16 protein-coding genes are annotated in these 12389 nt (G+C 59.4%); 11 read left to right on the forward strand and 5 right to left on the reverse strand.

The window, feature by feature from the left end:
* Window positions 1–180 precede the first annotated feature (180 nt).
* Together purN and purM are read right to left on the reverse strand one after the other, a co-directional pair.
* Window positions 181–813: a phosphoribosylglycinamide formyltransferase gene (gene purN / locus Q7L05_RS01005; RefSeq protein ID WP_303900948.1), complete on the reverse strand. Its 633-nt coding sequence runs from the start codon at window positions 811–813 to the stop codon at window positions 181–183.
* Window positions 810–1865 (reverse strand): phosphoribosylformylglycinamidine cyclo-ligase, encoded by a 1056-nt coding sequence (purM, locus tag Q7L05_RS01010; protein WP_303900949.1) that lies wholly within the window; start codon window positions 1863–1865, stop codon window positions 810–812. The genes purN and purM overlap by 4 nt, the downstream gene beginning before the upstream one ends.
* A 121-nt stretch (window positions 1866–1986) precedes the next feature.
* Here purM and Q7L05_RS01015 point away from each other — a divergent pair, with 121 nt between their 5' ends.
* The 4 genes from Q7L05_RS01015 to hda are packed head-to-tail and all read left to right on the forward strand — an operon-like array spanning window position 1987 to window position 5460.
* On the forward strand, window positions 1987–3144 hold the full coding sequence (locus Q7L05_RS01015; RefSeq protein WP_303900950.1) for a DUF2066 domain-containing protein: 1158 nt from the start codon (window positions 1987–1989) through the stop codon (window positions 3142–3144).
* Complete coding sequence (locus Q7L05_RS01020; RefSeq protein ID WP_303900951.1) at window positions 3141–3710, forward strand: CDP-alcohol phosphatidyltransferase family protein; 570 nt, start codon at window positions 3141–3143, stop codon at window positions 3708–3710. Before Q7L05_RS01015 ends, Q7L05_RS01020 begins: the two co-directional genes overlap by 4 nt.
* Window positions 3707–4774 carry an AI-2E family transporter gene (locus Q7L05_RS01025; RefSeq protein WP_303900952.1) on the forward strand — a complete coding sequence of 356 codons (1068 nt, stop codon included), beginning with the start codon at window positions 3707–3709 and terminating at the stop codon, window positions 4772–4774. The genes Q7L05_RS01020 and Q7L05_RS01025 overlap by 4 nt, the downstream gene beginning before the upstream one ends.
* Window positions 4768–5460, forward strand: a complete 693-nt coding sequence (gene hda, locus Q7L05_RS01030; protein ID WP_317623074.1) for a DnaA regulatory inactivator Hda — start codon at window positions 4768–4770, stop codon at window positions 5458–5460. The genes Q7L05_RS01025 and hda overlap by 7 nt, the downstream gene beginning before the upstream one ends.
* On the opposite strand, the gene Q7L05_RS01035 is transcribed toward hda, so the two are convergent.
* Both Q7L05_RS01035 and wrbA read right to left on the reverse strand, forming a co-directional pair.
* Window positions 5447–5806: a DUF2069 domain-containing protein gene (locus Q7L05_RS01035; protein WP_303900954.1), complete on the reverse strand. Its 360-nt coding sequence runs from the start codon at window positions 5804–5806 to the stop codon at window positions 5447–5449. The genes hda and Q7L05_RS01035 overlap by 14 nt on opposite strands.
* Window positions 5803–6405 (reverse strand): NAD(P)H:quinone oxidoreductase, encoded by a 603-nt coding sequence (wrbA, locus tag Q7L05_RS01040; protein ID WP_303900955.1) that lies wholly within the window; start codon window positions 6403–6405, stop codon window positions 5803–5805. The genes Q7L05_RS01035 and wrbA overlap by 4 nt, the downstream gene beginning before the upstream one ends.
* A 435-nt stretch (window positions 6406–6840) precedes the next feature.
* Between wrbA and Q7L05_RS01045 the strand changes: the two genes are divergently transcribed.
* The 7 genes from Q7L05_RS01045 (at window position 6841) to Q7L05_RS01075 (ending at window position 11539) form a co-directional block, all read left to right on the forward strand.
* Entirely contained in the window at window positions 6841–7131 is a 291-nt protein-coding gene (locus Q7L05_RS01045) for a DUF4398 domain-containing protein (protein WP_303900956.1), read from the forward strand.
* Window positions 7132–7285: 154 nt separating this feature from the next.
* Window positions 7286–7918: a LysM peptidoglycan-binding domain-containing protein gene (locus Q7L05_RS01050; RefSeq protein ID WP_303900957.1), complete on the forward strand. Its 633-nt coding sequence runs from the start codon at window positions 7286–7288 to the stop codon at window positions 7916–7918.
* A gap of 177 nt (window positions 7919–8095) precedes the next feature.
* A complete protein-coding gene (locus tag Q7L05_RS01055; protein WP_303900958.1) occupies window positions 8096–8569 on the forward strand; it encodes a TlpA family protein disulfide reductase in 474 nt (157 codons plus the stop codon).
* Window positions 8570–8657: 88 nt separating this feature from the next.
* Window positions 8658–9179: a thioredoxin family protein gene (locus Q7L05_RS01060; RefSeq protein WP_411293303.1), complete on the forward strand. Its 522-nt coding sequence runs from the start codon at window positions 8658–8660 to the stop codon at window positions 9177–9179.
* Window positions 9180–9184: 5 nt separating this feature from the next.
* Window positions 9185–10492 (forward strand): TolC family protein, encoded by a 1308-nt coding sequence (locus Q7L05_RS01065; protein WP_303900959.1) that lies wholly within the window; start codon window positions 9185–9187, stop codon window positions 10490–10492.
* 13 nt (window positions 10493–10505) lie between these two features.
* A complete protein-coding gene (locus tag Q7L05_RS01070) occupies window positions 10506–11273 on the forward strand; it encodes an efflux RND transporter periplasmic adaptor subunit (protein ID WP_303900960.1) in 768 nt (255 codons plus the stop codon).
* Complete coding sequence (locus Q7L05_RS01075) at window positions 11270–11539, forward strand: acylphosphatase (RefSeq protein ID WP_303900961.1); 270 nt, start codon at window positions 11270–11272, stop codon at window positions 11537–11539. The genes Q7L05_RS01070 and Q7L05_RS01075 overlap by 4 nt, the downstream gene beginning before the upstream one ends.
* 199 nt (window positions 11540–11738) lie before the next feature.
* Here the strand turns inward: Q7L05_RS01075 and Q7L05_RS01080 are convergent, their stop codons facing one another.
* The gene (locus Q7L05_RS01080) at window positions 11739–12326 is read right to left on the reverse strand and encodes a lytic transglycosylase domain-containing protein (RefSeq protein ID WP_303900962.1); all 588 of its coding nucleotides are present in this window, start codon (window positions 12324–12326) and stop codon (window positions 11739–11741) included.
* Window positions 12327–12389: the final 63 nt, after the last annotated feature.

The raw sequence follows: 12389 nt of genomic DNA on the forward strand, positions 1-12389 counted from the left end.
ATTCCCATTCCCATTCCCGGCGGCGTGCTGCCGACGACCTGCTATCAAGGACTTACACCGCTCGCTTCAAAGTATGAGGTTGCCCTGGGTTGTATCACATCTCCGACAACCCGTCCGGTATTTAGGCTACGGGTTCATGAATGGTTCCGATTCGGCCGTAGATTATCCTGCCGGTCGCTGCTAATCACGCTGAAGTGCGGGCTGTCCATCCAGCAGGGCATGTCCGTTCTCGAGCTTGAGTCGTCCCTCCGCGAACCAGCGAATGGCCCGGGGATAGATCCGGTGCTCCTGTTCCAGGACCCGCGATGCGAGGTCCTCCGGGCTGTCGTCAGGCGATACCGGGACTCGGGCTTGAAGGATAATGGGCCCGGCGTCCAGCTCCGGGGTGACGAAGTGTACCGAGGCGCCATGTTCGGCATCACCCGCTTCGAGGCAACGGCTATGGGTATTGAGTCCCCGGTGTCTGGGGAGCAGTGAGGGGTGGATATTGAGCATTCGGCCCTGGTAGTGGCGAACGAAATCATCGCCGAGAATGCGCATAAACCCGGCCAGCACTACCAGTTCCGGATTAAAACCGTCGATGCACTTCATCAGTGCGGCATCGTAACTGTCGCGATCGGTAAACTGCCGATGCTCGACCACTTCGGTCGGAATATCCGCACGGCGGGCCCGCTCCAGGCCGAACGCATCGGCCCTATTGCTGATGACGGCCCGGATTTCCACGGGCAGATCGGCCCGGGCGGCGTCGATGATGGACTGCAGATTGGTGCCACCTCCAGAGAGTAGTACCACAATGGGCAGCTTTGCACTCATCGAATCACGACCCGCTCTCCGCTGCCCGCCTCGATATGACCGATGATCATGGCTTCTTCTCCCACCTCGCGAAGCCGTTCGGCAGCGAGTTGTGCCTGTCCACCGGGCACGCAGATTGCCATGCCTATGCCGCAGTTGAAGGTGCGATACATCTCTTCGTCGCCGATACTGCCCGTACTCTGGAGCCAATCGAATATGGCGGGGCGAGTCCAGCTGGCGGCGTCGATGATGGCCTGCGTCTCTTCCGGTAGCACCCGGGGCAGGTTCTCCGTGAGGCCGCCTCCGGTGATGTGGGCCAGGGCGTGGACTTCAATATCCGCATCCTGAAACAACTTCAGTAGCGGCTTGATGTAAATCCGCGTCGGCTCCAGCAGGACCTCACCGATGAGTCGGCCACCAAAATCGGCGTCGAGCCCGGTACCGCTCACCTCGAGCACCTTGCGAATCAGCGAGTAGCCGTTGGAGTGGGGACCGGAGGAGGCAAGTCCGATAATCGCATCTCCTTCTGCAACCCTGCTGCCATCAATGATTTCGCTCTTTTCGACCACGCCGACGCAGAACCCGGCCAAATCGTAGTCTTCGCCCTGGTACATACCGGGCATTTCCGCCGTTTCGCCGCCGGTCAGGGCGGCACCGGCCTGTGCGCAGCCGGCGGCGATCCCTTTCACCACGTCAGCCGCGGCATCCACGTTGAGGCGGCCGGTCGCGTAGTAATCCAGGAAAAACAGCGGCTCGGCACCCTGGACGATAAGGTCGTTGACGCACATGGCCACCAGATCGATGCCGATGGTGTCGTGCTTGTTCAACTCCATTGCCAGCTTGAGCTTGGTGCCCACGCCATCGGTACCGGCCACCAGCACCGGATTGCGGTAGCGATCGAGCGGAACCTCGAACAGGGCACCGAAACCGCCCAGGCCGCTCAGAACGCCGGGTCGTAAGGTACTTTTGGCGAACGGCTTGATGCGTTCGACCAGGGTATTGCCAGCGTCGATGTCGACGCCGGCATCACGATAGCTGAGGCCTTGTGGGCCGGTTTTTGGGTCGCTGCTCACTGGGGAATCCTGAGTCGGTTGAGAAAGAGGGCCTGCGAGTCTATTTTACCAGTCCCGCCGTGGGCTTGGAATCGGCTCTATTTGCTTGACTTGCTGCAGTTACTCGCATAGTTTGCGCCGGATGATGCGGTTACGTGTATTTCTTTTTTCTCTATCACTTTTTCTGCCCGGGATCGATGTCCTGGCGGGGGAGCACCTCGGTTTCTACGAGGCCGAGGTGCCCGTGGCTAATCAAAGCCGCGCTGCGCGACAGGATGCCACTGCCCGTGCCCTGGCCCAGGTCCTGGTGAAGGTGAGTGGCTCCGGTCAGGCCGAAAACAGGACTCCGGCCAAAGTCGCCAAGTACGTTCAGCAGTATCGTTATCGGCAATCACCCTCGACCGATGAACTCGTCCTGTGGGTCCGCTTTGACGCTCGGGCAGTCGACGACCTGTTGCGGGATCAGGACATTTCCGTATGGGGCGCCGCCCGTCCTGTCACGCTGGTCTGGCTCGCGGTAGAGCACGGTGGGAATCGTGAACTGGTGGGCACCAATGACGAAGGCGTCGCCCGCGACATGCTGACCACTACTGGAGAGCGCCGCGGGTTGCCGGTGCGCCTGCCGCTGCTGGATCTGGCCGAGCAGTCACGGGTCAGACCGGCGGATATCTGGGGTGACTTCCATCAGCCCATTGTGGAAATCTCCGAACGCTACGACCCCCAGGCAGTGCTGGTCGGCAGGCTCTATCCACTGCGAGGTTCCCGCTGGGCGGTGCGCTGGTCGCTGTATCAGGGAGACACGACTTTCCGCTGGAGCGGAGAGAGCGAAGATCAACGGTCATTGGTGGCCCTGGGGATCGAAGGGGCAGCGGATCGGTTGTCTGCAGCCTTTTCCAGCTTACACGAAGGGATGCCGGGCGACCGACTGGAACTGGATGTGGCCGGGATAGTCGACTTGGAGGGATTACAGCGGGCCCTGGGTTACCTGACCGGTCTCAACATCATTGCCGATATCGATGTGGTCCGGGTGGAGGCCGATACGGTGGGCTTTAGTCTGCAAGTGGATGGCGGCACAGAGAGGCTGGTGAACACGCTTTCTCTCGGTGACGTGTTGACGTCAGTCGCAGCGCCACAAGCACGAACAGCGCCACAAGTAAGAATAGCGCCACAGCCTGGAATAGCGCCACAGCCTGGAATAGCGCCGCAGTCAAGAATGAAGCCCGAACGGGAACAGGTAGGATTCGAAACAGACGCAGAACAAGGAAGCCGTAGGGCCTTGCTCTACCGTCTGGTGCCGTGAGTCCGAAGGCTATACCCAATCTCATCACGCTTTTTCGAATACTGCTCGTCATTCCGCTGATCGGGTTACTCATTAATCGGCAATACGGCATGGTCCTGGGGCTGTTCGCAGTCGCCGGGGCTTCCGATGCGCTGGACGGCTTTCTGGCAAGGCGCTTCGGGTGGTCGAGCCGGCTGGGAGCGCTACTCGATCCGCTGGCCGACAAACTCTTGATGGTCTCTTCTTATATCACGATGGGCCTGCTCGGCATGCTTCCGGCCTGGCTGGTGATCCTGGTTATTCTCCGCGATATCGTCATCGTCAGTGGGGCGACGGCCTACCAGTTCTTGATAGGGCGGGTGGAAATGGAACCCACCCTTATTAGCAAGGCCAATACGGCGCTTCAGGTGCTGCTGGTATTATTGGTACTTTTTTCCCTCGCAATGCAGGCGCTGCCCGAAGCGATGATCGACGGGATGGTTCTGGCCGTGGCCGTTACGACCGTCTGGAGTGGGCTTAAATACGTCGGAATTTGGGGAAGGCGTGCACATTACCTCTACTCGAGTGAACGCAAGGGAGTTCGATGACGGAATCGCAAAAGTGGTACCGGCTCGCTGCGCTGGCGGCGGGTGGGTATTTACTTTACCTGCTGTCCCCGGTCCTGACGCCATTCGTGGCAGGGGCGGTATTGGCTTATATTGGTGATCCGGTCGTCGATCGTCTGGAGAGCCGTGGTCTGTCACGTTTACTCTCGGTGGTCCTGGTATTCGTAGTGCTGCTGGCCGCTATTTTTGCGCTGATGCTGGTGCTTATTCCACTGCTCGAACGGCAGATCGTGCTCTTTATATCGAAGCTGCCCACCTACATCGACTGGGTGCAAAGGGAGGGTCTGCCGGCGCTTGGAGCCCTGCTGGGTATCGACTTGGGCGGGCTCGAATTGGGTGCACTGAAAACGGCGGTCAGTGACTACTGGCAACAGGCCGCCAGTTCGGCTCGCGGGGTGGTTAGCGCGCTCTCCCGTTCCGGGGCTACGCTGCTTGGCTGGCTGGCCAATCTCATCCTCATTCCGGTGGTGACCTTTTACCTGTTACGTGACTGGGACGTGATGGTGGGTCGAATACGGGAGCTGCTGCCGCGCCGTTTCGAGCCGGATGTCGTCCGCCTGGCCCGCGCCTCCGACGAGGTGCTGGGGGCCTTCTTCCGCGGGCAACTGATCGTGATGCTCGCGCTGGGATTTATCTATTCACTGGGGCTTTCGCTGGTGGGGTTGGAGCTGGCCCTGCTGATCGGTGTGCTGGCCGGGCTCGTCAGTTTTGTGCCCTACCTGGGCTTTATCGTCGGCATCATGGCGGCCGGCATCGCGGCCATAATGCAGTTTCAGGATGCCGTGCACCTGTTGTACGTGGTGGCCGTATTCGGAGTGGGTCAGGCTATCGAGGGCATGGTACTGCAGCCGCTGTTGCTCGGTGAACGCATCGGCCTGCATCCGGTGGCGGTGATCTTCGCGGTCATGGCCGGAGCCCAGCTGTTTGGATTTATCGGCGTGCTGCTGGCATTGCCGGTGGCCGCCATTGTGATGGTCCTCCTGCGTTATGCCCATGAACATTACATGGACAGCGAGCTGTTCAATCAATCAACGGATCGATCGTGAGCGCTCAACTGCCGCTCGGGATCGGATTGCGCGACGGAGCGACCTTCGATAATTTCTTTGCCGGCCCCAATACGGAGGTCGTTGTTCAGCTCGAGAGGGGGGATGAGCCTTTCCTGTTTCTCTGGGGCAGCAGCAGCAGCGGCCGCAGCCATCTGCTGCAGGCAGCCTGTCAAGGGATGAGTGGCGGGGGTGGCGGTGCCGTCTATCTGCCACTTTCCGACAACGTAGAACTTGCGCCGGAGATGCTGGAGGGGCTGGAAACCATGGCCCTGGTGGCTGTCGATGACCTTCAGCAGGTGGCGGGAGATACCGAGTGGGAGCTTGGCCTGTTCCACCTCTATAACCGGGCCCGGGAGAGTGGCTGCCGGATTATCGTGGCGGCCGATGCCCCGCCGGGGGCCTTAGGTATTTTGCTGCCCGACCTGCGTTCGCGCCTCGGTTGGGGACCGGTCTATCAACTGCTGCCGCTCGCCGACGGCGACAAGCGCACCGCCCTGCAGTTGCGCGCCCGCCGCAGGGGGATGGCGCTTTCGGACGAGGTGGCCAACTATATTCTGCAACGCAGCCCACGGGACCTGCATTCGCTGTTTTCGATGCTTGAACACCTGGACCGCGCCTCGCTCGCTGCCCAGCGGCGGCTCACCATCCCTTTCGTCCGCGAACAGCTGGCGGTTATCCGGTCTTGAGTTCCTGTCCGCGCCAGCGGGCGTAGGCTACCGCTCCTCCATAGAGCATCAGAGCGAACAGCAATTCCGCCGTGGCGAGCAGCCGGTCGGCCGGACTGCTGTAGATCTCCAGTATTGCGTGCACCAGGTAGAGCAGGGTCAGAAAACTGGTCCAGGCGAAGGTATAGGAACGCCCCTGCAGTAATCCTCTCAGAGGCAATAATAGTGGACCAACTCCGATCAGCAGGACCAGTGAGATGGGCAAGCTTTCCGGGGGTGAAAGCCAGGCTGTCCATGCCGTCAACAGGATCAGCAGTCCGAAATAGCCGGTGAGGGCAATGCGGTAGGCAAGGCGGGTTTGACTCACTTTCTCTCCTGATTCATTCGCCATGCCAACTCGGCCAAACGTCGCCCCTGGGCGATACATAGCTTCCGTTCGGAGTCGCTGATCGGGTTACGGTTGTCCATACCGGCAACATGACTGGACCCATAGGGCGTTCCCCCACCGGTTGTCGTGAACAGCTCCGCCTCGCTGTAGGGGAGTCCCAGCAGCACCATTCCATGGTGCAAAAGCGGCAGCATCATCGAAACCAGCGTCGTCTCCTGCCCTCCATGAATGCTCGAGGTGGAGGTGAAAACCGTCGCCGGCTTATCGATCAGCGCTCCGGAGAGCCATAACGGGCTCGTGGTGTCGATAAAATATTTTAGCGGTGCCGCCATGTTGCCGAATCGCGTCGGACTGCCGAGGGCGAGTCCGACGCATTCCCGCAGGTCTTCGATGGAGGCGTAGGGCGGACCCTCCCCGGGAATCGCGTCCGCCACCGCCTCCGTGACGGTCGAAACCTCGGATATCGTTCGTAGGCGGGCCTGCATCCCAGGCACTTCTTCCACTCCCCGTGCGACCAGCCGGGCCATTGCGGCGGTGGCGCCATGGCGACTGTAATAGAGGACAAGCACTTCCATCACGTCTACAGTACCTCCAGGATGTATTCCGGCGGGTATTCGGCATTCTGAGGTTCGAAGCCTTTCTCCGGCACCAGCAACTTCTATACCTTCTCCGATTATAATAGCGGACTTGTTTTACGTGTCGAGATGGTCGATTGTAGCGTTTCAGCCGGAGTCGGGGTGATACTTTTCACCTTGACAGTTTTTTCAATTCGGTGTTAGTTTGGACTTATCCTAGCAGAAACAAGAGTGTACGGTGATTTTGAGCTCTCGAGCAAGGAGCGTCCGGCCTCAGCCTGCTGTTCGTTCCCGTTCCCAATCGGGCAGCTATCATCCAGTGCCCGAATACGATATCTTCGCGCGAGATGTTAGGGAAACAGAATGACTATGCGTATAAGATACTGCGACCCGAACCTGCGGAATTTGGAAGGCTCTCGGAACGGCACCCGTTTGTGGATGGAAACGACAATCCGATTGATGCCGCTTCTGTTTGTGATGGTCCTGGTGGCTTGTGCCAGCATGCCTCCGGCACAGGAAATGAGCGATGCTCGCCAAGCCATCCATGCAGCTCGGGAAGCCCATGCCGAACGCCATGCCTCCGAATACCTGGACCAGGCGGAAACCTTCCTGGAGCAGGCTGCCCGTGATCTGGAGCATGGCGAATACGAGCGAGCTCGCCGCAATGCTACCGCTGCCAAGGCGGCTGCTGTCGTTGCGCGAGACCATGCATTGGCCACGGCACAATAGCCGTTGTCCCTAACCTCTGATTCTTGTTAGGGAATTTGAGAACTGGGTCGCATTGACGTGGGCAGTAGCCGGTGCTAGTTTGGCCTCGAAGCAAACGGTCCAAAAATTAGAATTTTTTTTCGACAAAAATCAATCGTCCCGGAGCACAAGAACGATGAAAATCTTGACGGTAATGAAGCACTCGGCGCTATTGGCGCTCATCCTTGGATTTATGGTGGGCTGCGCCACCGCACCACAGCAGGAAGAGCCTGAGGCGCCTACAGTCGCCGAAGCACAGGCTGCGATCGATGCGGCCCACGCTGCGGTTGAAGAAGCCCAAGCCGCGGGCGCAGTCTGGCGGGATAGCGCCGATATGGTTAAGGAAGCCGAAGCGGCTCTCGCAGATGGTGACACCACTAATGCCGTGGAGTTGGCCAATCGTGCTCGCCGTCAGGCCGAAAATGCCCTCGCGCAGAAGCAGCTCGAAGATGAACGCCTGGCCCAGCAGCAGGCAGAGCAGGAGCGGCAGCAGGCCGCCGATGAATATACGGTTGAACGTGGTGATAGCCTGTGGAGCATCTCCGGCAAGAGCAGCGTTTACAACAACCCCTACAAATGGCCGCTGATCTATAAAGCTAACCGTGACAAGATCAATGATGCGGACCTGATTCATCCGGGACAGAACTTCACGATCCGGAATGACTGGTCCGATGGTGACATCGATGCCGCTGTCAACCATGCCCGCACCCGCGGTGCCTGGTCGGTGGGAGTTGTTGAAGAGTCTGACAGAGCCTACCTGGCACGTTAAGACCTCGGCACTTCCTGGGAAAAAAGCCCCGCTTCGGCGGGGCTTTTTTCGTTTCCGGCTTAGCCGCACAGAAACTGCGAGATTGGCTGTAAACGTAGAGTATTTCGCTTAAAAAGTCCGTTGCGCATCGGTGCGAGTGCTGGCAATGTATCCCTACATCCGTCGGAGGCGAGTTCCTTGCGCAAGCTTTTTTTCCTGCTTTTTGCCGTTTCTTCCAGTCTGACCGCACTGGCTGACGTCCAACTTACGTTCGAGGATGTCAGTAGCGGTCAGGCCCACAATCTGTCTGATTACCGGGGTAAATGGGTAGTGGTGAACTACTGGGCCACCTGGTGTCCGCCGTGTCTCGAAGAATTACCCGAACTGGTCCACTTTCACGACGAACACAAGGATGTTGATGCCGTCGTGGTCGGCATCAACATGGAAGATTTGGAGGTGGATCGTCTGGGGCGCTTCCTCGAAGAGAATCTGATTACCTACCCGGTTGGCGTTCGTAGTTCCGATGCCCAGATGCTCGGTCCGATTCCCGGCTTGCCGACGACCTATCTGGTTTCCCCGAACGGGACAGTGGTTGCACGGGAAGTCGGGGCTATTACCAGCGAAGGACTCGAGGAATTTATTGACGGCTTCGATCGGCAGGCCCGTCGCTAAACGGCATTTTTCGGAGTGCACTCGCGACAGGAAAAAGTGCTGTTTATCCCGAGAACCCTATAATAATTAAACGAGGATGGAGGTCAGTATGCGTCGCCTAATGCCCGTATTCGTATTGCTGTTTGGATTGGTCGGACCAACTTACGCGGTGGGTGAGCGTGATCCCTATGAATATTTTTTCAATGAGACCTTCGGGGACTTTACTGAAGAGTTACAGCTTGCCCGCGATGAGGGCAAACGGGGGATTCTTCTCTTTTTCGAGATGGATGAGTGCCCGTTTTGCCACTGGATGAAAGAGCACGTTCTCAATCAGCCGGATGTGCAGGCGTTCTATCGGGAACACTTTCTCAGCTTTCCCGTCGATATCGAAGGTGAAATCGAGGTAACTGCATTCTCGGGCGAACTCATGACCCAGAAGGATTTCGCCTTCAAGAAGCACCGCGTACGTGCCACTCCGGTCTTTGCATTTTTTGATCTGGACGGAGAGAGAATCCATCGGTTCACCGGTCGTACGCGTGACGCCGAAGAGTTCATGCTGCTGGGCCGTTATGTTGCAGAGGGCCATTACCGGGAAACCTCCTTCACCCGGTTCAAACGCCAGCATCGGTAAGGGTTATGAAGAAGAGAGTTCCGGACCGTTGCGTCGCAGCGGTGGCCCTGTTGTTGATGGTCGGGGCCTCGACGGCTGATACTGGTTCGCTTCCCCGGCCACTCACGCTCGAACATGCCCTGTCTCTGGCAGAGAGCGTTCCGACGGATGTGGCGCAGGCCCGCGCCGACTTGGCCTATAGTCAGGCGGAAGAGAGATTGGCGCAATCGCGCACCGGCGTGAACGTTGGGTTGGAGGGACGCCTGCGCTGGATCGAACCATCCGCAGTTGCCGCCGACCAGTCCAATGACGATCACCGAGGCAGTCTGTTCGTCCGCAAAAACCTCTACGATTTTGGTCGTAGTGCCGCCGAGGAAGCGGCGGCCAAGGGTACTAGCAAGGCCAGCCGGCTGAAATATGCCGATATCGTACGGCAGCGGCGCATCGCCATCATGGAAGCCTATTTCGATGTTCTGCTGGCAGACCTGGAGTTTGCGCGGGACAACGAGGAGATGGCCGTCGTCTATGTCAACTTCGACCGATTGCAGGACCGCCACGAACTGGGCCAGGTTTCCGACATCGACCTGTTGGAAATGGAGGCTGAGTACCAGGCGGTACGCAAGCGGCGTGCTACCAGTCAGGCGCGACAGCGGTCGACGCGTTCCCATCTGGCTATTGCCTTGGGCCGCCCGGGAGAGCTCTCATCCGAACTCGTTCGTCCCGATCTCCCGCAGTTGGAAGAGGAGTTACCCGAATATGGGGTCTTGTTGAAGAAGACACTGGCGGAGAATGTCGCTATCCGGGCGCTGCGGGCGGAAGTGAAAGCAGCCGAAAGTCGAGTGGCAGGGGCGCGTGCCGGCCGTCGGCCCTATCTGGACGGCGAGATCGAGGCGTCTACTTATGCCCGGGAAGCCGGTTCGTATGATGATTGGCGCGCCGGTGTGGTACTGAGCGTGCCTTTGTACAGCGGTGGCGCCGTTGGTGCCCAAATTGCCAGGGCGAAAGCGGATTTGAACCGGACCCGGGCCTCACTTGCCGCGGTAGAGGATGCGGTTCGGCAGGCATTGCTGGATAATTATCTCGACCTGGAGACACTGCGAGTGGATGCGGACCGGATACTGGCGCTGCAGGACTACCGTGACCTCTACCTCGACCGTAGTCGTGCGATTTACGAATTGGAAGTAAAGACCGATCTCGGCGATGCCATGGTGCGACTTTCGGAGGCTCAACTTGATGCCGCGAAGAACCGCTTTAACCGTGCTTTGGCTTGGGAGCGCTTGAAAGCGCTGGCGGGTGGATTGCCGAACGCGCCCATATCCGGCGATGGAGGTTAGGGGAGAAATGAGCATGAATAGGGTTTCCGTAACGTTCCTGGGTGCCGGCCTGGTAATGGCCGCTGCTCAGGCGGCCGCTGAGTCGTTCGAAGGCCAGGTGCGTTGGCTTCAGCGTGTGGAACTGAGCACGCTGGTTTCCGGTGTGGTGGAGCAGGTTGCGGTAGCACCGGGGGACCGTGTGACGAAAGGCGATCTGCTCGTGCAACTGGACCAGGGGGCCTTGCGCGCGGGGGTCCAGCAGGCCGAGGCAGAGCGGGCATTTCAGCTTGCAGCCCTGCAAGAAGCTAGACGTGAGCTGGAGCGCACCGAGGAACTCTACGACCGTACACTGCTTTCGGATCACGACCTGGAACTGGCCAGGATCAACTCTTCCCGAACTACAGCGGCTTACCAGCGGGCACAAGCACAATTGGTCGATGCTCGCGAGCGGCTGCGTTACAGCGCAGTGCGGGCTCCCTTTGATGGTGTGGTGTTGAACCGTAATGCCGAGCCGGGACAAACCGTCGTTACCCGGCTTCAGAGCGTTCCGCTGGTGACGATGGCCGGGACCGGAGAGCTGCTAGCCCGGATGGAGGCACGTGCGGAGCAGCTGGCCGGCATTGAGACGGCGGAGGAGATCCGAGTGCGGGTGGGGGACCGGCAGTATCGTGGGGAGCTTTACCATATCGGCGTGGAGCCGGTTGCTGCCGGCAGCGACCGTTACCCCGTGGATGTGGTGTTTTCACCCGACTCGGAGCGACCTCTCAGAGTCGGTCAGCCGGTGGACATGGATTTTCCATGAGCCAGTGTCTGCGATGCCGCGTGAGCGGCCGGGTCCAAGGGGTCTGGTATCGGGCTGGCACCCGTCGTCAGGCGCAGGCCTTGGGCGTGACGGGCTACGCCCGTAATCTCTCTGACGGCCAGGTGGAAGTACTGGCTTGTGGTGAAACGAGTGACCTTGAGCAATTGAAGGCGTGGCTGTGGGAAGGACCCGATGCCGCTGATGTGAGGTCCGTGGAATGCCAAGCGGCAGAAGAGACGCCACCCCAGGATTTCTCAACGCGCTAAAGCATCGCCTCCCCGAGTAGGTACGCCTTCAGGGCCGTCACAGACTCCGGCCAACTCGGCCCCTCCCCGCAGATCGCCCGTCAGCCCGCCACAGGAATCTGGCCAGAGCCCCCGTGGAGAGATACAAGGTCGGCCTTCGGGTCGTCAAAGCTCCGTTCAGCCCCGCAGGTCGCCCTTCAGGCCGTCACCAAGAGTCCGGTCAGCGATACCAACTCGCCCGAAGCTTGGTATAAACCCGCTGCGGGTACCAGACCTTGCCGAGACTCCCGTTATAGCGGGCCAGAGCCGGGGTGAGATCACCGTCCTCGTGATCCAGGTAGTACTTCAGGATGGTGCAGCCGAAGCGCAGGTTGGTGGCGATATCGAACAGGTTGTCATCCGGCCTGCCGAGCTCCTTCAGCCAGAAGGGCATGACCTGCATCAGCCCGCGGGCCCCGGCCTCGGAGATGGCAAAGCGGTCGAAGTTGCTTTCGGTGTCGATGACGGCCAGCACCAGTTCCGGGTCGAGGCCCGCCTGGTGGGCTTCGATGTAAGTGTGCTTGAGAATGGTGAGCCGCTCCTCCCTGTCGGTTACGCGGTTGGACAGTCGCGTAGCCATATCGGTGACCCAGACCTCTACATCCCACCGATCGCCGTAATCAAATCCTTCCGCCAGTGCGTCCACCAGCCGATTTCTGAGTCGCGGGTCGACGGTATCCCCCCAACCGGTCCCGGAAAGAAGTAGCAGCAGGAGTAGGAGGATGAAAGGGCGCATACCGGTAGCAAGGGGTGGAGCATCAAACCCCATTATACCGGTTAGTTCTCTCTGTGCACGGTGGCTGTTTTCACCGAAAAAAGCCGCTAAAGAAAG

This window comes from Thiohalomonas denitrificans (genome assembly GCF_016841685.1).
Taxonomy (GTDB): domain Bacteria; phylum Pseudomonadota; class Gammaproteobacteria; order Thiohalomonadales; family Thiohalomonadaceae; genus Thiohalomonas; species Thiohalomonas denitrificans_A.